We start from the raw sequence: 18,450 nt of genomic DNA, 5'->3' as shown, positions 1-18,450 counted from the left end.
ACTGCTCAGCGCCCAGCTGCGATGAGTCTGCCGATGCCCACTGGTCTGTATGGGCATGGGACTCATCGAGATCGAAATGTTCGCCACCCTGGACCTCGTCGCGCAGGCGCCGGGTGGCCCCGACGAAGACCCCGAGGGGTTCTCGTTCGGCGGCTGGCAGGCGCCGCTGATCGACGAGGTCTCGGGCGCGCAGGTCGGCGCTGCGTACGAGGGCACCGATGCGCTCCTGCTCGGACGCCGGACCTACGACATCTTCGCCGCCTACTGGCCGCACCAGACCGACGAGTTCGGCACGCTGTTCAACAGCATCCCGAAGTACGTCGCCTCCCGGGGTAAACCTGATCTGTCGTGGGCCGGCTCCTCTCAGCTCGGCCCGGATCTGGGTGCCGCGGTGCGCGAGGTCCGCGACAGGCATGAGCATGTCAAGGTCGTCGGAAGCCTGAATCTGGTCCAGACGCTGTTGCGCGAGAAGCTCTTTGATCGCATCGACCTCTGGCTGCATCCGATCATGCTGGGAGCGGGGAAGAAGGTGTTCGACGGGGGTGCGGTGCCCTCCAACCTCACCCTGCTGCAACCGCCGGTGGCCAGCCCGAGCGGCATCGTGTTCCTGTGCTACGGCCTCGCCGACGGTACCCCGGGGACCGGGGACATGAGCGCACCGGAGCAGTGAGCCCGATGAGTGTCAGGGCGCGACCGCGACGGCGGTGGCCGCCACGTCTGCGATGTGCACGAGCTGATCGCCCTGGCGTACGGACAAGCTTGTGACGGTGGATCGTTGGTTGGCCTGTTGCTGATCGGGGGGCCGGGGCGCGGCGGCGATCACCACCGCGTCGCCGTCGGGTAGCGGGTAGTCGCGATACGTCCCGTCCGGGGCGATCCGCGTCCACCGGGTGCCGTTCAGTTCCCACACGCCGCCGTCGGGCGTGGGCGCGGAGCGATTCGTCGGACACGTCTCGGCGCCGGCGGTGGCCCGCAGCTTGCCGTCGGGCGTCCACCACACGGCACCGGTCTGGTTGCCGTAGAAGTAGGGCCTGGGGGTCGCATCGAAGGCGCCTGCCGGAAATCCGGCGGCCTGGCGGCCGGTGGCCGTGTCGAGCACCGTGACCCGGTGTCGGTCGCAGGGGCCCGTTTTGGCGGCGGCACCGGTCTCATACGCCAATCGGGTTCCGTCGGGGCTGAAGATCGCCGATATCCACTGCCTCGTCGGTTCGTGATCGACATCGCGAACCGTTCCGTCGGTATCGACCAGAAACAGACGATCGGCTTGGGCGAATCTGTCGGAGCCGTACTTCTTTACGATGGCCACGCGTCCATGACCCGCTCCGATCACATTTCCGGTGAAGTCTTGGGCCTCGGCGGGGACTGCTTGTCGTTCGGGCGTTCGCGGCGGCAGTTGGACCGTTCGCCACACCCCTGGCGTCGCATCTGGCCGGCTGACATCCAGCTGCATCAGGGTCACCTGACCGTCGGGAGCATCCGTTGCAGACGGGGCCTGCCAGACGACTGTGCTGCCCTGCAACGCATATGGGGCGCCGGGCCGGCCCGGCCGTCGAGAATCCGTTCGTGATTCGGCCGGGATGGCCGCCTCGTGTGTCTGACGGCTTGCCACATCTATCCACACCAGCGCGGCGTGGATATCACCGCCGTCGTACGGGTATCGCCCGGCCTGCTCATCGGCGTACTGCGCGAAGGCGTACTTTCCGTCGGTGGTGAAGCCCGGCGCGCTCAAACCCGCGAACCTGGATGCACCAACTTGTTTGGTCCACGTGGCAACCGGCGTCGGGCCCTGAGCCAACACGAAACGCACCTCCCCGGAGTCGAACCACGGGGTGGCCCTCGGAATGGTGTAGGCGATCAGCGGTCCGTGGGTGTCCGGCGAAGCGGTCGGGGAGGGTGGGCTCGACGGCTGATCGGCCACGTGACAGGCGTTGGTCGCCAGCGCGAGCGCCAAGACGGCGATGAGACGACCGGTTGTTCCGGGCCGCCACGCAGCCCCGAAGCGAGTGGCAATGCCCGAACCCATCAGAGCAGCGTATGTGCCGCCTCGGTCCTATTGCCCTTCGCGCACCGGATCGGCCGGTACCAGCGGCACCGCGATCAACGGCAGCAACGCACACACCAAGAACGCCGCCGGGTAGCCGGCCACACCGATCAGCGCACCGAACAACGGCGCCGAACTGGCGGTCGCCAGGTGCTGGCTGGTGTTCTGCATGCCCAGTGCGCGTCCACTCCAGAACGGGCCGGCGATCTCGGCGATCGCCGTGAACGCCAAACCGTTGTCGGACACCGTGATCACCGACGCGATCACGATCAGCGCGACGCTGATCGGTGAACCCAGCCAATCGGTGAGCGCCAGCAGCCCCATCGTCGCTGCCGCCGCCAACGCGATCGTCCGGATCGGTCGCAGCCGCTGCCCGACCACGTCCGACCAGCGGCCCGCGGCGATGCGCCCCGCCGCGCCGAGTAATTGGGCGAAGGTCACCAGCGTGCCCGCCGACGCCGCGGACCAACCGCGATCACTCATGAGCCACACCAGGGTGAACGTCCACACCAAGCCCTGGGGGACCACCAACAGCACCGACACCGCGTGGATGCGCCACAACACGTTTGAGCCCCGGTAGGGGTTGGCCAGGTGTTCGGCCGGCGCCTCGTGCCGGGGTGGCCGTGGTGGATCCAGCACCCCCACAGCGCAGATCACTGCCGACAGCACGCACACCACCGCGGGAAACAGCAGCGCCGTCGCGGTGCCGTGACTCTCGGCCAGGCGCGGAATCACCAACGCGCCCAGACCGACACCCAAAGGCGTTGCCGTCTGCCGGATTCCCATCGCCAGCCCGCGCTGTTCGGGTGGGAACCAGCCGACCACTACTCGCCCGCTCGCCGAATTACTGCTGGCCGCAGCCATTCCACCCAGCAACAGGAACAGCCCGACGGTCACCAGGGAGTGCGCCGCGGCCGCCCCGAACGCTGCCGCGGCGGTCAATGCCGAACCCACGGTCAGCACAATCCGTTCGCCCACCCGGTCGACGACGTATCCCCAGGCGATCAGGGTCACCACCAGCCCGAAGCTCGGCATCGCCGCCAGCAGGCCGGCCTTGGCCAGATCCAGGCCGAGCTCGGCGTGCAGGGTGGGGATGAGAAACGCCGCGCCGTTGATGAACACGTTGGCGCAGGTGGTCGCGGTGAGTGCGATCGCCAACATCGACCAACGGCGGAACGTGCTGATCGACGAAACGGGCATGGGTGCATCGTGTCACGGATGTCTCAAAATGTTGAACTTGCATCTCAAAATATGAGAAGCGTGTGCGCTGCCATAAGCTGTGGCGGTGAAGTTGTGGGCGGCGGCAACCGTTTTGCTGATGTGTGGACTCCTGACGACTCCGACCGCGGCGGCGGCCGCGCCGAACTGGTCAGGCCTGGATGCTCGTCACTACGACGCCCCGATTCCGGTGGCCGGCACGCTGATCGAGACGGTCCCGTTGGATCCCGCGCTGTCGGTACCGGGCGCGGCGAGCGCCTACCGCATCCTGTATTCGACTGTTGATCAACATGATTCGCCAGCGCTCAGTACCGCTGCGGTGTTCGTGCCGCAGGGCCCGGCGCCCGAGGGCGGCTGGCCCACGATCGCGTGGGCGCACGGCACGGTCGGACTCGGTGACGATTGCGCACCGTCGGCGCAGCCGCGCAGCGCAAGGGATGTCGAATATCTGACGCACTGGCTCGAACAGGGCTACGCCGTCGTCGGCTCCGATTACGCCGGGCTGGGTACCCCGGGCCTGATGAGCTACCTCAACAGTGTGGCCACCGCGCACAGCGTGGTCGACTCGGTGATCGCGATGCACCACATGGACCTGTCGTTGTCGCCGAAATGGGCCATCGTCGGTCAGTCCCAGGGCGGCGGGGCCGCGGTCAACAGCGCGCGCTGGGCCACCGAGTTCAGCCGGGGGACCGGCCTGGACTACCGCGGTGTGGTGGCCACCGGCACGCCGTTCAATGTCGAGAGCATCGTCAAACAGGCCGGGCCGGACATGGCGCTGCCGCCGAATCTGGGTCCCGCGGCCAACAGCTACACCGGCTACATCCTCGCCGGTGTGCGGGAGGCGCGGCCCGAACTGGACATCGACAGCGTGCTCACCCCGGCCGGGCTGGATGCGGTCGACAAGGCCGAGACGCTCTGCAAGCCGCAGCTCGACCAGGAGCTCACCGGAATGACGCCGACCGGTTACTTCCGTGCGCCGCTGTCCACCCTGCCCGGAGCCTCGGAAGCTCTCGACGCCTACCTGGGCACGCCGACCAGCGGTTACGACCGGCCGATCTTCCTCGGCGTCGGACTCCTGGACCGCGACGTCCCGCCGAACATGTCGCTGCAGCTCGACGAGCAGCTGCGGGCAAACGGGCAGAACGTCACCCTCAAGGTCTATCCCGGCGAAGATCACTCGGGCACCGTCCTGGCTTCCGTCCCGGACTCCACGCCGTTCCTCGCCGCGGTGTTCGCGGGTGACTGACGGAAACTGACAGGAGGCGTCAGCACTGGGCGTAAGACGCTGCGCACTACCCTGGTCAAAATGCGCTTAGGTCGAATCGCCAGTCCCGACGGCGTCGCTTTCGTCAGTGTCGAAGGCGACGGTGCCGATGCCGTCTGCAAAGAGATCGCCGAGCATCCGTTCGGCAATCCCAACTTCACCGGACGGAGCTGGCCGCTGGCCGACGTCCGCCTCCTGGCCCCCATCCTGGCCAGCAAGGTGATCTGCATGGGCAAGAACTACGAAGCCCACGCCGCGGAGATGGGTGGGGCGGCTCCCGAGGATCCGGTGATCTTCCTCAAGCCCAACACCGCGATCATCGGCCCCAACGTGCCGATCCAGCTACCGGCCGACGCCAATCCGGTTCACCACGAGGGTGAGCTGGCCATCGTCATCGGGCGGCCCTGCAAGGACGTGCCGGCCGCGCGTGCTGCCGAGAACATCCTGGGCTACACCATCGCCAACGACATCTCGGCGCGTGATCAACAGGCCAAGGACGGTCAGTGGATGCGGGCCAAGGGCCACGACACCTTCTGCCCTGTGGGCCCGTGGATCGTCAACGACCTCGACCCCTCGGACCTGGAGATCCGCACCGAGGTGAACGGAGAGTTGCGTCAGCGCAGCCGGACCTCGCTGATGATCCATGACATCGGCGCCATCGTCGAGTGGGTCTCGGCGGTGATGACGCTGCTGCCCGGAGACCTGATCCTCACCGGAACCCCCGAGGGCGTCGGACCCATCGAGGACGGGGACACCGTCAGCGTCACCGTCGAGGGCATCGGCACCCTTACCAATCCCGTTGTGCGTAAAGGAAAGTAATGACGAGTTCAAATGTCAGGGTGCGGTTCTGCCCGTCGCCGACCGGAACCCCGCACGTCGGGTTGGTGCGCACTGCGCTGTTCAACTGGGCCTACGCCCGGCACACGGGCGGAACCTTCGTCTTCCGGATCGAGGACACCGACGCCGCGCGTGACAGCGACGAGAGCTACGCCGCGATCCTCGACGCCCTGCGGTGGTTGGGGCTGGACTGGGACGAGGGTCCCGAGGTCGGCGGTCCCTACGAGCCGTACCGGCAGTCGCAGCGCAGCGAGATCTACCGGGACGTGATCGCCCGCCTGCTCGAGGCCGGCGAGGTGTACGAGGCGTATTCGACGCCAGAAGAGGTCGAGGCACGCCACCACGCCGCAGGCCGGAACCCCAAGCTGGGATACGACAATTTCGATCGCACGCTCACCGATGAGCAGCGCGCGGCTTTCGCCGCCGAGGGGCGTAAGCCCGTGCTGCGCTTGCGTATGCCCGACGAGGACCTCGGCTGGACCGATCTGGTGCGCGGTCCGGTGAGCTTCCCGGCGGGCTCGGTGCCGGATTTCGCGATCACGCGGGCCAACGGAGATCCGTTGTACACCTTGGTCAATCCGGTCGACGACGCGATGATGAAGATCACCCATGTGCTGCGCGGCGAGGACATCATGCCCTCGACGCCGCGACAGATCGCGCTGTACCGGGCGCTGATGCGGATCGGCGTGGCCGAGCGGGTGCCTGAGTTCGCCCATTTGCCAAGTGTTCTCGGTGAGGGCAACAAGAAACTCTCCAAGCGTGATCCGCAGTCGAATCTGTTCCTGCACCGCGACCGCGGCTTCCTGCCGGAGGGTCTGCTGAACTACCTGGCACTGCTGGGCTGGGGCATCGCCGACGATCACGACGTGTTCAGCCTCGACGAGATGGTGGCCGCGTTCGACGTGGCCAACGTGAACTCCAACCCGGCGCGCTTCGACCAGAAGAAGGCCGATGCGATCAACGCGGAGCACATCCGGCTGCTCACGCCGGAGGATTTCACGGCCCGGCTGCGCGGCTATCTCGATGCCCACGGTCACGACACCGGTTTGGACGACGCGGCATTCGCCGAGGCCGCCGCTCTGACCCAGACCCGCATCGTCGTGCTCGGCGATGCGTGGGGACTGCTGAAGTTCTTCGACGACGACTCCTACGAGATCGACGAGAAGGCCGCCGCCAAGGAGCTGCGTGAGGAGGCCGCACCGGTCCTGGATGCCGCTCTGAGCGCCCTGGAGGCCGTCGGGGAGTGGAACACCGCCAACATCGAGGCAGCGCTCAAGACGGCGCTTCTGGACGGTCTTGAGCTCAAGCCCCGTAAGGCGTTCGGACCCATCCGCGTCGCCGTCACGGGCGCGACGATCAGCCCGCCGCTGTTCGAGTCCATGGAACTGCTGGGCGCCGACCGCAGCCTGACGCGGTTGCGGGCCGCCCGGGCCGCGCTGTGAACGCCCGGACGTGACGGGGCTTGGTAAAGAGAGCCGAAAATCTTTGGTAGTCTGCTCGTCGGCCCGAAAAGCAAAACGGGGGAGCCCCCGCTGAGCCGATCGGATCGAAATTGCCTGTGACCTGCGGTGATGGGCAATTATTGGGGTATGGTGTAATTGGCAACACAGCGGTTTCTGGTACCGCCATTCTAGGTTCGAGTCCTGGTACCCCAGCCATCCGGACGGCATCAGACGGATTAGGTGAGCACGACCGCCTAGGCTATGCTGACCATCCGGAAGTTCTAGCCCCCGTCGTCTAGCGGCCTAGGACGCCGCCCTCTCACGGCGGTAGCGTGGGTTCGAATCCCATCGGGGGTACAGAAGTAAAAGCGCCCAGTTCTCACGAACTGGGCGCTTTTGCGTTATCCGGATACAGCCCTGCCCACACCCCTTCGCCACGCCAGAGTGGCTCTGGGTGTCGAACGTCACGCCGGCGTGACGGCCCTGGGATTTCGACGCGACTCCGGGCCCGCCACGCCGGGCCGCTCAACCGCGCGCTGAGATTCGTCTCACAGTCGGCGGGTGAGCGCGTCGGCCGCGGCGAGCAGATCGGCGGCCCAACGGGCCCCGGGCCGCCGGCCCATGCGGTCGATCGGTCCGGATACCGACACCGCAGCGATCACGGCGCCCCGGCCGTCGCGCACCGGCGCCGAGACGCTGGCCACTCCTGGCTCACGCTCGGCGGCGCTCTGTGCCCAGCCGCGCTTGCGGACCTCGGCCAGCGTGCGGTCGGTGAACTTGGCGGCCGGCAGCACCGCCTGCTGGGTGGCCGGGTCGGCATAGGCCAGTAGCACTTTGGCGCCCGAACCGGCCGTCATCGGGAGATGGGTGCCCACCGGCACGGTGTCGCGCAGCCCGGCCGGAGGCTCCAGTGCCACCACGCAGACCCGGGATTGCCCTTCGCGCCGGTACAACTGCACGCTCTCGCCGGTGATCTCACGCAGGCGGGGCAGGACTGCGGCTCCTGCCGCCAGGAGCGGATCGTTGACGTGGGAGGCCAATTCGGTCAATGCCGGGCCCAGACGCCAGCGTCCGTCGCCGTCGCGGGCCAGCAGGCGGTGGGTTTCCAGCCCGGCGGCCAGCCGGTGTGCGGTCGCGCGGGGCAGTCCGGTCCGCTCGCAGAGTTCGGCCAGCCCGCAAGGTGACTCGGCCACGGTGTGGAGCACACCCACCGCTTTGTCGAGAACGCCGATGCCGCTATCATTTCTCACAGAGAGATACTAGCGTCTCGCATTGTGAGATGACAGGCGAGATGACGACAGTACCGCCCAGCCCTGGCGGACTCTTGATGCAAGCCCGCATTGCCTTAATCGAATCGAGAAGCAGCGATGGACCAATCGACACAGACATCCGTGAAGCCGCGCACCCTGGCCGAAAAGGTTTGGGACGACCACGTCGTGGCGCGCGGTGAGGGAGAGGGCGCGGCCAGGGAGCCCGACCTGATCTACATCGACCTGCATCTCGTGCACGAGGTCACCAGCCCGCAGGCGTTCGACGGCCTGCGATTGGCGGGCCGGCCGGTGCGACGGCCTGACCTGACGATCGCCACCGAGGACCACAACGTGCCCACGGTCGACATCGACAAGCCGATCGCGGATCCGGTTTCCCGCACCCAGGTCGAGACATTGCGGCGCAACTGCGAGGAGTTCGGTATCCGGCTGCACCCGATGGGCGACGCCGAACAGGGCATCGTGCACATCATCGGACCGCAGCTGGGGTTGACCCAGCCGGGCATGACAGTGGTGTGTGGGGACAGCCACACCTCGACCCACGGTGCGTTCGGCGCCATCGCCATGGGCATCGGCACGTCCGAGGTCGAACACGTGATGGCCACGCAGACACTGCCGCTCAAGCCGTTCAAGACCATGGCGGTCAACGTCGACGGCGTGCTGCCGCCCGGCGTCAGCGCCAAGGACATCATCCTGGCCGTGATCGCCAAGATCGGTACCGGCGGCGGCCAGGGGCACGTCATCGAATACCGGGGCAGTGCCATCGAGGCGCTGTCCATGGAAGGCCGGATGACGATCTGCAACATGAGCATCGAGGCCGGCGCCCGGGCCGGCATGGTCGCCCCGGACGAGACCACCTTCGAATTCCTCAAAGGCCGTCCGAACGCTCCCAAGGGCGCGGACTGGGACGCCGCTGTCGCGGCGTGGAGCCAGTTGCGTACCGACGAGGGCGCCGAATTCGACACCGAGGTCTACCTGGACGCCGCCGCGTTGAGCCCGTTCGTGACGTGGGGCACCAACCCGGGTCAGGGCGTCCCGCTGTCGGCATCGGTCCCGGATCCGGAGCTGATGGGCGACGACGCGGAGCGTCAGTCGGCGGAGAAGGCTTTGGCCTACATGGATCTTCGACCGGGGATGGCCATGCGTGACATCGCCGTGGACACCGTCTTCGTCGGGTCCTGCACCAACGGGCGGATCGAGGATCTGCGGGTGGTCGCCGACGTCTTGCGCGATCGCAAGGTTGCCGACGGAGTCCGGATGCTGGTCGTGCCGGGCTCGATGCGGGTCCGGGCCCAGGCCGAATCGGAAGGTCTCGGCCAGATATTCACCGCTGCGGGCGCCGAATGGCGCCAGGCCGGATGCTCGATGTGTCTGGGGATGAACCCCGACCAACTGTCCCCGGGGCAGCGCTGTGCCTCGACGTCGAACCGGAATTTCGAAGGCCGGCAGGGCAAGGGTGGCCGCACCCACCTCGTCTCGCCGGCCGTCGCGGCAGCCACCGCCGTACGCGGAAAGCTGGCGTCCCCTGCCGATCTGCCTGCCGCGTCCCGCTGAGAGGAACCCAAGAATGGAAGCGTTCAACACTCACACCGGCATCGGCGTCCCGCTGCGCCGGTCCAATGTCGACACCGACCAGATCATCCCGGCCGTCTATTTGAAGCGGGTAACCCGAACGGGTTTCGAGGATGGTTTGTTCGCCGCGTGGCGCACTGATCCGTCGTTCATTCTGAATCTCCCGCCATTCGACAAAGGCTCGGTGTTGGTCGCCGGACCCGATTTCGGTACCGGATCATCACGCGAACATGCCGTCTGGGCGCTCATGGACTATGGCTTCCGGGTGGTTATCTCATCCCGTTTCGCCGATATTTTCCGCGGCAACGCCGGCAAGGCCGGGCTATTGGCGGCCGAAGTCGCCCAAGACGATGTCGAGCTCTTATGGAAGCTGATCGAGCAGAATCCTGGGCTGGAAATCACTGTGAATCTTCAAGATCGAAATATCGTCGCCGGAACGGTTGTGTTGCCGTTCAGAATTGACGACTACACGGCTTGGCGCCTGCTCGAGGGACTCGACGATATAGGCCTTACGCTGCGGAAACTCTCCTCGATCGAGGAATACGAGAAGCGCCGCCCGGCCTGGAAGCCGCGCACTCTGCCGGCCTGATCGGAGGCCTCTCAGGGGTGCTTCGGCACCCGAATTCGCCGCCTGCCAAACCTGTTCTGGACCCAACCTGGCGGAGTCCAAGTGGGGCAAGCGGATTGCCAGATTGTTCGCTAGCTACGCCTGAAATTGCGCGTGGCTCTTGGAAATCAGTGGTCGCAGGGTTTACCGTGTCCTCTAGTCGGTCCAAGGAGGACCACTGGTTTCGGAGGTTTTGGATGAACAAAGCGGAGCTCATCGACGTACTCACAACCAAACTGGGCACCGATCGTCGGCAGGCTACCGCCGCGGTGGAGAACGTTGTGGACACCATCGTCCGCGCGGTGCACAAGGGCGACAGCGTCACGATCACCGGCTTCGGTGTCTTCGAGCAGCGCCGGCGCGCTGCCCGTGTGGCGCGTAACCCGCGCACCGGCGAGACGGTGAAGGTCAAGCCCACCTCGGTGCCGGCTTTCCGTCCGGGCGCTCAGTTCAAGGCGGTTGTCTCTGGGGCGCAGCGTCTCCCGTCTGACGGCCCGGCCGTCAAGCGCGGTGTCACCGCTGGCCCGGCCAAGCGTGCTGCTGCCAAGAAGACCGTCGCCAAGAAGGCGCCGGCCAAGAAGGCACCGGCCAAGAAGGCCGCGACCAAGGCACCGGCCAAGAAGGCCGCGACCAAGGCACCGGCCAAGAAGGCCGCGACCAAGGCTCCCGCCAAGAAGGCCGCGACCAAGGCTCCCGCCAAGAAGGCCGCGACCAAGGCACCGGCCAAGAAGGCCGCGACCAAGGCTCCCGCCAAGAAGGCCGCGACCAAGGCTCCCGCCAAGAAGGCCGCGACCAAGGCACCGGCCAAGAAGGTGGCTGCCAAGAAGGCACCGGCCAAGAAGGGCCGCAAGTAATTACGGTAAAGGCACGTCGTGAGCCGTAGGTGAGCTCACGACGTGCCTTTCCTCGTGCGGTCTACCGGGGCTTGGACAGGGGACTGCACATATGGTCGGCCGCTATCAGCCGATCGTCCGCGATCGACAGCGCCCACACGCTGCCCTTGCGGTTTCCCGTGGTGGCGGGTCGCACCCGGTCCCGCTCGCACCACCAGGAGATCAGACCGGGGATCACCTTGCCTTGTGAGCAGATAACCGGTGTACCCGCGCGGGCGGCGATGTCGAGCAATCGATGGCGCGTCGCCTTGTGATCGTCGGCGTAGGCCTCTTCGGTCAGCGTCGGCTCATTGTGGATGTCCACACCGAGTTCCTGGGCCAAGGGCTCCAGGGTCTGATGGCAGCGCAGCCGATCGGCCGCGTAAAGCGTTGTGGCACCGAATGCCAGTAGTTGGGCGACCAGAGCCTCGGCCTGGGCCCGGCCCTTCTTGTCCAGCGGACGCTTACGGTCGTCGCCTTTGAAACGTGATCGCCGCCCCGCCGTACCGTGCCGGACGACGAGCACAGTCTTGGTACCTGGAGGGTATTTGTTGAAGCGGCGCAACACTTTTCGGTCATGCGGGTAGACCACCTGATCCATGGCGGCATTCACCGGCAGCCAGAGGAGCTTGTCCACCTCGTCGTTGGGGGTGAAGTCGCCACCGGTTGCGCGCGCTGCCCAGTACCAGACTCGTTTGGTCCCCTGGGGGATGTCGTAGGAAGTCGAGCCGAGCCGGCGCCCGAGTTCTGCGGTGTACCCCGTCTCCTCGTGAACCTCGCGTACGGCGGCGACGGGTTCGGTCTCGCCGAGTTCCACCTTGCCCTTGGGCAGTGACCAATCGTCGTATCGCGGACGGTGGATGACTGCCACCTCGGGCATGGGCGTGCCCGCGGTGTCCTCGCCGTCGCGCCACAACACGGCACCCGCTGCGGGCACCAGCTTGGTGCCTGCCTTGGCCGCCTTCGTGCTGTCGTCGGACACCTCAACTCCTGCAGGTCATTCACCGTCAGGGCAATCAGCCCGGACAGGTGGGGATCAGGGGTGCCGGTGACGTTCCATCAGCGACACCTGGTGGTCGCGAACCGTCTGCCCCTCCTGGGGCAGCGCTGTCCAGTGACCATCGTGTCGCAACTCCCAGCACCGGGTGGCCGGATCCATCGCGGACTCGAACACCTCGTTGAGTTGCGCGGTCAGCCTCGGATCCTTGACCTGAGCCATCACTTCGACACGGCGGTCGAGATTACGATGCATCATGTCGGCACTGCCGATCCAGAACTCGTTGATGGCGCGGAAGTGAATAATCCGCGAGTGCTCGAGGAAGCGCCCGAGGATCGAGCGCACCCTGATGTTGTCAGAGTATCCGGGAACGCCCGGGCGTAGGGCACAGATGCCCCGGACCACGATCTCGACCGGGATGCCGGCCTGCGATGCCCGATAGAGCGCATCGATCACCTGCTCGTCGACCAGTGCGTTGGCCTTCAACCGGATTCCGGTCGTGGCACCCTCATGGTGCGCGGCGATCTCCCGGTCGATGCGCTCGACGATGCCCTTGCGCACACCGCGCGGAGCCACCAGCAGATTGCGGTAGGAGTCCTTGCGTGAGTAGCCGGTCAGTGAATTGAACAGATCGGTCAGGTCGGCGCCGATGTCGGGATCGGCGGTGAGCAGGCCCACGTCTTCATACAGCCGCGCGGTTTTCGGGTTGTAGTTGCCGGTGCCGATATGGCAGTAGCGCCGGATCGTCGACCCCTCGCGCCGGACCACGAGGCATGTCTTGCAGTGGGTCTTCAGGCCGATCAACCCGTAGACCACATGCACGCCGGCTTGTTCGAGTGCCCTGGCCCACTTGATGTTGGCCTGTTCGTCGAAGCGGGCCTTGATCTCGACGAGCGCGACCACCTGCTTGCCTGCCTCGGCCGCGTCGATCAGCGCGTTGACGATCGGAGAGTCGCCGGAAGTGCGGTAGAGCGTCTGTTTGATCGCCAGCACATTGGGGTCGGCGGCGGCCTGCTCGATGAAGCGTTGCACCGTGGTCGAGAACGAGTCATAGGGGTGGTGCACCAGCACGTCGCCGTCGCGCAGCGTCGAGAAGATGCTCTTGGGGGTCTCGCGTTCACCGAAAGCCGGTGGGGTGGCGGGTACGAACGGCCGGTCCTTGAGTGCGGGCCGGTCCACGGCATAGATCTGCCAGAGCGCGGACAGGTCCAGCAGCCCGGGCACCTCGATGACGTCGCCGGGCGCCACATCCAGTTCCCGCAACAGCAGTTCGAGCATGCTCTCGGTCATGTCGTCGGACACTTCGAGCCGCACCGGCGAGCCGAATCTGCGCCGCGCCAGTTCGCGCTCGAGCGCCTGCAGCAGATCCTCGTCGCGATCCTCTTCGACTTCGAAGTCGGCATTGCGGGTGATCCGGAACGCGTGGTGCTCGACGATCTCCAGGCCGGGGAACAGCACCGGCAGGAACGCCGCGATGAGTTCCTCCATGGGCAGGAACCGCACCGCCGTCGATCCATCGGTGGGAGCGCTGAGTTCCACGAAGCGGCCGACGTTGTCGGGCACCTTGATCCTGGCGAAGTGTTGTCCGCCGTCTTCGGGATGTTTGACGGTGATCGCCAGGTTCAGGCTCAGCCCGCTCACGAACGGGAACGGGTGTGCCGGGTCCACCGCGAGCGGGGTGAGGACGGGGAACACCTGCTCGTGGAAGTAGGTGGAGAGCTTGGCGCGTTCGGCGTCGTCGAGCTGTGCCCAGTTGACGATGACGATGCCCTCTTCGGCCAGCGCCGGGCGGACCGAGCTGAGGAACACGTTGGCGTGCCGGTTGGCGATCTGTTGGGTGCGTTCGTTGATGCGGCGCAGTTGCTCACGCGGCGACAGGCCATCGGCCGAGCGCACCGAAAGTCCCATCTCGTCGCGGCGTTTGAGTCCTGCCACCCGGACCATGTAGAACTCGTCGAGGTTGGACGCGAAGATCGCCAGGAACTTGGCCCGCTCCAGCAACGGCAGAGACGTGTCGGCGGCCAGGGCCAGCACCCGGGCGTTGAAGTCCAGCCAGCTCAGCTCGCGGTTGAGGTACCGGTCCTCGGGCAGCGCGTCGTCCACTGCCGGCGAGGTGGCCGCCGGTGGTGCTTCAGGTGCCGCGGACTCGATGGGCTGCCCCGATGCGGTTGAGGTGGTGTCCCGTTGCGAGTCGTCCGACCGGGTCGCCGGCTCGGCTTCGGTGGCTTCGCTCATCTGTCCGATCATTCCCTATGTCAGGGGTACGGGGCTACCTACTCGCGTGCCTGCCGAGGGTGCGCGTGGTCGCCGCCCCGACGCCGAGGCGTCGCGCGGCTTGAAGATCGTCGGGCGTGTCGATGTCGCAGCGCAGACCGGGCCACGCGCCGGTGAGTTCGATCGCACCGGAGTGTCGATGGCGCGCAGCCGAATCGGATCCGAAGTGCGGAGCCAGCGAAGTGCCGAACGCGAACAGCGCCGAGGTTCCGGTGCCGTGCCGGTCTCCGACGAAGCTGCGTTGATAGCCGCGGGCCAGGGCCAGGGCCTCGGCCAGTTCCTGAGGCTGGAGGGCCGGCAGATCTCCTTGGAGAACAACGATATTCGGTGCGGTGGAGCGGAGTTCGGCCTCGGCCGCGCTGATGGCGTTGTTGAGCGGGTCACGATGACCGGCTGGTGTCGGATCCATCAGCACCCCGGCGCCGAGCTGCCTGGCGGCGTCGGCCGCGGTGTCGTCGGGGGTGACGACGGTCACCGGGGCGATGGAGGACGCGGCGGTGATGGTGTCGACGAGCATCGCCAGCACCACGGCTTCGCGCGTGGGCGCGGAGAAGATGGGCGCCAGCCGGGTTTTGGCGGCCGACAGCCGCTTCACCGCAATCACCAGCGTGACGTCAGCGGCCTGGGTTGCTGCTGCGGCGTTGTCGCTTCGGGAGCCGCTCATGGGTTCATCCTGCCAGCCCGGCCGGCGGCGGCGAGTGGCGCAGCCGCCGGGATAGGGTGAGCGGGTGGTAGAGGCTGCGGTGATGGGTGCCGGTGCGTGGGGGACGGCGCTGGCCAAGGTGCTGGCGGACGCGGGTAATCCGGTGACGATGTGGGCCCGTCGTCCCGAGGTTGCCGACGAGATCAACAACCAACATCGCAACAGTCGATACCTCGGCGACGTCGTGCTGCCCTCGACCATCCGGGCCACCACCGATCCGGCCGAGGCGCTGGACGGTGCCTGCACGGTGCTGCTCGGGGTTCCGGCGCAGCAGCTGCGGGCCAATCTGGAGGGCTGGAAGCATCTGATCGGTGACGATGTGACTCTGGTGAGCCTGGCCAAGGGAATCGAACTGGGCACGCTCATGCGGATGAGCCAGGTCATCGTCCAGGTCACCGGGGCCGATCCGTCCCGGGTCGCGGTGGTGACCGGACCGAACCTGGCCAGCGAGATCGCCGATGAGCAGCCCGCGGCCACCGTCGTCGCGTGTAGTGACTCCGGGCGTGCTGTGACGCTGCAACGCGCGCTGGCCACCGGATACTTCCGGCCCTACACCAACGCCGACGTGATCGGTGCCGAGGTGGGCGGGGCCTGCAAGAACGTCATCGCCCTGGCCTGCGGAATGGCTGTGGGAGTGGGGCTGGGGGAGAACACCGTTGCCGCCATCATCACCCGCGGGCTGGCCGAGGTGATGCGGTTGGGCATTGCGCTGGGCGCCACCCCCGCCACGCTCGCCGGGCTGGCCGGTGTCGGAGATCTCGTGGCCACGTGTACCTCCAGCCATTCCCGTAACCGCACGTTCGGTGTGCGACTGGGCAAGGGCGGCACCATGGAATCGGCGTTGACCGCGGCAGGCGGACATGTCGCCGAGGGCGTGGCCTCGTGCGAATCGGTGCTGGCGCTGGCATCCAGCTACGGCGTGGAGATGCCGCTGACCGATGCCGTTCACAGGGTGTGCCACAAGGGATTGTCGGTTCACGAGGCAGTTGCGGGGCTGTTGGGGCGCAGTACCAAACCGGAGTGACGGCCTCCGGACGCGAGGAGGTAGCAGGTATGGACGGCATGTACGGAGACTCCACCCGGAGCGTGAAAGCCGTTGGTCTGGAATCGATTCCGGGACAACCCGTGGCCCCGGTCCCGGTGCCGGCGTCGACGTACCATCTCTCGCCCGACGAAACCGAGCCGCTCGACAGCTATGGGCGCAGCTCCAACCCGTCATGGCGACAACTGGAAGCAGCGCTTGCCGAACTGGAAGGGGCCGCTGCCGCCCTCACGTTCGGGTCCGGCATGGCCGCGATCACCTCCGCGCTGCGCGTGCTCGCCAAACCCGGAACCACACTGGTGGTCCCTGCCGACGGCTACTATCAGGTCCGCCGGTATGCGGCTGAATACCTTGCGCCGCAAGGGATCACTGTGATCGAGGCGAATGTAGCCGATATGTGTGACGCGGCCGCAGGCGCTGACGTGGTGCTCGCAGAGACACCGGTCAACCCCGGTCTCGACGTCGTCGACCTGCACCGGCTGGCGATGACCTGCCGCGGTCGCGGCGCAACTCTCGTCGTGGACAACACCACCGCCACACCGCTGGGTCAGCAACCACTTTCGCTTGGCGCCGATCTCGTGGTGGCCAGTGCCACCAAATCACTGTCGGGGCACAGCGATCTGGTGGCCGGCTACGTGGCGGGCAGCCAGCCCGAGCTGATGGCGGCGGTGGAGCGGGACCGGCTGCTGGCCGGTCCGATCCTGGGCGCCTTCGAGGCGTGGCTCGTGCTGCGCAGCCTCGGCAGCGCCGGACTTCGTTTCGAACGGCAGTGCCAGAACGCCGCTGCTCTGGCGCTGATGCTGCGCACCCATCCGGCGGTGCGCTCGGTGCGTTATCCCGGGCTGCCCGAAGATCCGGCACACGAGCTGGCGGCTGCCCAGATGAAGCGGTTCGGCGGATTGGTGTCGATCGAGTTGGCCGATGCCGCGGCGGTCCATGCCCTGGTGGACCGCAGCGCGCTGCTCATCGCCTCGACCAGCTTCGGCGGGATTCACACCTCGGTCGACCGCAGGGCCCGTTGGGGGGACCCGGTGCCTGCCGGATTCGCCCGCATCTCGGCCGGGATCGAGGACACCGAAGACCTGCTGACCGACGTCGACCAGGCGCTTCGGGGGTGAACGCCCAGGTCAGGATGCGCCGAAATGCAGGGGCCGACCGGGACGGTAGCCTCTCTAGGTTGTGACAGGCCGCAATCAGACCGGATCCCGAACGCGCGTCGCCGTCGTCTACGGCGGGCGTAGCTCGGAGCACGCGATCTCCTGCGTATCGGCAGGCAGCATCCTGCGCAACCTCGACCCCGAACGGTTCGAGGTGGTCGCGGTCGGGATCACCCCCGACGGTTCGTGGATGTTGACCGACGGACGCCCCGAGACCCTTGCGATCACCGACGGTCAGCTGCCCGAGGTCACCGAGACATCCGGCACCGAACTGGCGCTGCCCGCCGCCCCAAACCGCAGTGGCCAGCTCCTGGCGCTCAGCAACGGCCCCGGTGAGCTGCTGGCCGCCGTCGACGTCGTCTTCCCTGTGCTGCATGGTCCCTACGGCGAGGACGGCACCATCCAGGGCCTGCTGGAGTTGGCCGGGATTCCCTACGTGGGCTCCGGCGTGCTGTCCAGCGCCGCCGGGATGGACAAGGAGTTCACCAAGAAGCTCCTCGTCGCCGAGGGCCTGCCGATCGGCGACTTCGTCGTGCTGCGCCCCAGCCGCGACGATTCAGCTCCGACGCTGAGTCTTGAACACCGGGAACGCCTCGGCCTGCCCGTCTTCGTCAAGCCCGCCCGGGGTGGCTCCTCGATCGGCGTCAGCCGGGTCGCGGCGTGGGATGAGCTGCCCGCGGCGATCGAGCTCGCGCGCCGCCACGATCCCAAGGTCATCGTCGAGGCCGCGGTGCCCGGCCGAGAGCTGGAGTGCGGTGTACTCGAATTCCCGGACGGCAGCATCGAGGCCAGCACGGTGGGCGAGATTCGGGTGGCCGGAGTGCGCGGCCGCGAAGACGGCTTCTACGACTTCGCCACCAAATATCTTGTCGACGCAGCCGAATTGGACGTGCCCGCCAAGGTCGACGACGACGTCTCCGAGGAGGTCCGCCGGCTGGCCGTGCGCGCGTTCACCGCGATCGACTGCCAGGGGCTGGCCCGCGTCGACTTCTTCCTGACCGACGACGGACCGGTGATCAACGAGATCAACACCATGCCGGGGTTCACCACCATCTCGATGTTCCCGCGCATGTGGGCGGCCAGCGGCGTCGACTACCCGTCGTTGCTCACGGCGATGGTCGAGACGGCGCTGGCGCGGGGCACCGGCCTGCGCTGA

General features: G+C 67.0%; 16 protein-coding genes and 2 tRNA genes. 12 read left to right on the top strand and 6 right to left on the bottom strand.

Annotated elements, in window-relative coordinates:
• Positions 1-55 precede the first annotated feature (55 nt).
• Positions 56-670: a dihydrofolate reductase family protein gene (locus ACNQR1_RS25860; protein ID WP_418050506.1), complete on the top strand. Its 615-nt coding sequence runs from the start codon at positions 56-58 to the stop codon at positions 668-670.
• A 12-nt stretch (positions 671-682) separates the two neighbouring features.
• On the opposite strand, the gene ACNQR1_RS25855 is transcribed toward ACNQR1_RS25860, so the two are convergent.
• On the bottom strand, positions 683-2,023 hold the full coding sequence (locus tag ACNQR1_RS25855; RefSeq protein ID WP_418048487.1) for a hypothetical protein: 1,341 nt from the start codon (positions 2,021-2,023) through the stop codon (positions 683-685).
• Between the two features lie 27 nt (positions 2,024-2,050).
• Positions 2,051-3,241: an MFS transporter gene (locus ACNQR1_RS25850; protein ID WP_418048486.1), complete on the bottom strand. Its 1,191-nt coding sequence runs from the start codon at positions 3,239-3,241 to the stop codon at positions 2,051-2,053.
• Positions 3,242-3,359: 118 nt separating this feature from the next.
• On the opposite strand from ACNQR1_RS25850, the gene ACNQR1_RS25845 reads away from it, so the two are divergent.
• The 5 genes from ACNQR1_RS25845 to ACNQR1_RS25825 all read left to right on the top strand — a co-directional run bounded on the left by ACNQR1_RS25845 (position 3,360) and on the right by ACNQR1_RS25825 (position 7,159).
• Positions 3,360-4,505: an alpha/beta hydrolase family protein gene (locus tag ACNQR1_RS25845; protein WP_418050505.1), complete on the top strand. Its 1,146-nt coding sequence runs from the start codon at positions 3,360-3,362 to the stop codon at positions 4,503-4,505.
• Positions 4,506-4,565: 60 nt separating this feature from the next.
• Complete coding sequence (locus tag ACNQR1_RS25840; protein ID WP_418048485.1) at positions 4,566-5,342, top strand: fumarylacetoacetate hydrolase family protein; 777 nt, start codon at positions 4,566-4,568, stop codon at positions 5,340-5,342.
• On the top strand, positions 5,342-6,802 hold the full coding sequence (gene gltX, locus ACNQR1_RS25835) for a glutamate--tRNA ligase (protein ID WP_418048484.1): 1,461 nt from the start codon (positions 5,342-5,344) through the stop codon (positions 6,800-6,802). The genes ACNQR1_RS25840 and gltX overlap by 1 nt, the downstream gene beginning before the upstream one ends.
• Positions 6,803-6,943: 141 nt before the next feature.
• Positions 6,944-7,018: transfer RNA gene (locus ACNQR1_RS25830), tRNA-Gln, on the top strand.
• Positions 7,019-7,086: 68 nt separating this feature from the next.
• A tRNA-Glu gene (locus tag ACNQR1_RS25825) sits at positions 7,087-7,159 on the top strand.
• 191 nt (positions 7,160-7,350) lie between these two features.
• Here ACNQR1_RS25825 and ACNQR1_RS25820 read toward each other — a convergent pair.
• On the bottom strand, positions 7,351-8,052 hold the full coding sequence (locus ACNQR1_RS25820; protein WP_029111385.1) for an IclR family transcriptional regulator: 702 nt from the start codon (positions 8,050-8,052) through the stop codon (positions 7,351-7,353).
• A gap of 117 nt (positions 8,053-8,169) precedes the next feature.
• On the opposite strand from ACNQR1_RS25820, the gene leuC reads away from it, so the two are divergent.
• The 3 genes from leuC to ACNQR1_RS25805 all read left to right on the top strand — a co-directional run bounded on the left by leuC (position 8,170) and on the right by ACNQR1_RS25805 (position 11,103).
• Complete coding sequence (gene leuC, locus ACNQR1_RS25815) at positions 8,170-9,624, top strand: 3-isopropylmalate dehydratase large subunit (RefSeq protein WP_418048483.1); 1,455 nt, start codon at positions 8,170-8,172, stop codon at positions 9,622-9,624.
• Positions 9,625-9,637: 13 nt separating this feature from the next.
• Positions 9,638-10,231: a 3-isopropylmalate dehydratase small subunit gene (gene leuD, locus ACNQR1_RS25810; RefSeq protein ID WP_418048482.1), complete on the top strand. Its 594-nt coding sequence runs from the start codon at positions 9,638-9,640 to the stop codon at positions 10,229-10,231.
• Between the two features lie 215 nt (positions 10,232-10,446).
• A complete protein-coding gene (locus ACNQR1_RS25805; RefSeq protein ID WP_418048481.1) occupies positions 10,447-11,103 on the top strand; it encodes an HU family DNA-binding protein in 657 nt (218 codons plus the stop codon).
• A 61-nt stretch (positions 11,104-11,164) separates the two neighbouring features.
• On the opposite strand, the gene ACNQR1_RS25800 is transcribed toward ACNQR1_RS25805, so the two are convergent.
• The 3 genes from ACNQR1_RS25800 to cofC are packed head-to-tail and all read right to left on the bottom strand — an operon-like array spanning position 11,165 to position 15,056.
• Entirely contained in the window at positions 11,165-12,103 is a 939-nt protein-coding gene (locus tag ACNQR1_RS25800; protein ID WP_418048480.1) for an NUDIX hydrolase, read from the bottom strand.
• 54 nt (positions 12,104-12,157) lie between these two features.
• Positions 12,158-14,365, bottom strand: coding sequence for an RNA degradosome polyphosphate kinase (locus ACNQR1_RS25795; protein WP_418048479.1), 2,208 nt, complete (start codon positions 14,363-14,365; stop codon positions 12,158-12,160).
• A gap of 22 nt (positions 14,366-14,387) precedes the next feature.
• Positions 14,388-15,056: a 2-phospho-L-lactate guanylyltransferase gene (cofC, locus tag ACNQR1_RS25790; protein WP_418048478.1), complete on the bottom strand. Its 669-nt coding sequence runs from the start codon at positions 15,054-15,056 to the stop codon at positions 14,388-14,390.
• A gap of 82 nt (positions 15,057-15,138) precedes the next feature.
• On the opposite strand from cofC, the gene ACNQR1_RS25785 reads away from it, so the two are divergent.
• The 3 genes from ACNQR1_RS25785 to ACNQR1_RS25775 all read left to right on the top strand — a co-directional run bounded on the left by ACNQR1_RS25785 (position 15,139) and on the right by ACNQR1_RS25775 (position 18,450).
• Positions 15,139-16,119 (top strand): NAD(P)H-dependent glycerol-3-phosphate dehydrogenase, encoded by a 981-nt coding sequence (locus ACNQR1_RS25785; RefSeq protein ID WP_418050504.1) that lies wholly within the window; start codon positions 15,139-15,141, stop codon positions 16,117-16,119.
• A gap of 29 nt (positions 16,120-16,148) precedes the next feature.
• Positions 16,149-17,255: a cystathionine gamma-lyase gene (locus tag ACNQR1_RS25780; protein ID WP_418050503.1), complete on the top strand. Its 1,107-nt coding sequence runs from the start codon at positions 16,149-16,151 to the stop codon at positions 17,253-17,255.
• A 61-nt stretch (positions 17,256-17,316) separates the two neighbouring features.
• Entirely contained in the window at positions 17,317-18,450 is a 1,134-nt protein-coding gene (locus tag ACNQR1_RS25775; protein ID WP_418048477.1) for a D-alanine--D-alanine ligase family protein, read from the top strand.

Source organism: Mycobacterium sp. 48b, from assembly GCF_048282725.1.
GTDB lineage: Bacteria > Actinomycetota > Actinomycetes > Mycobacteriales > Mycobacteriaceae > Mycobacterium.
The sequence above is the reverse complement of the archived record's forward strand: the minus strand, read 5'-3'. Positions and strand labels throughout refer to the sequence as shown.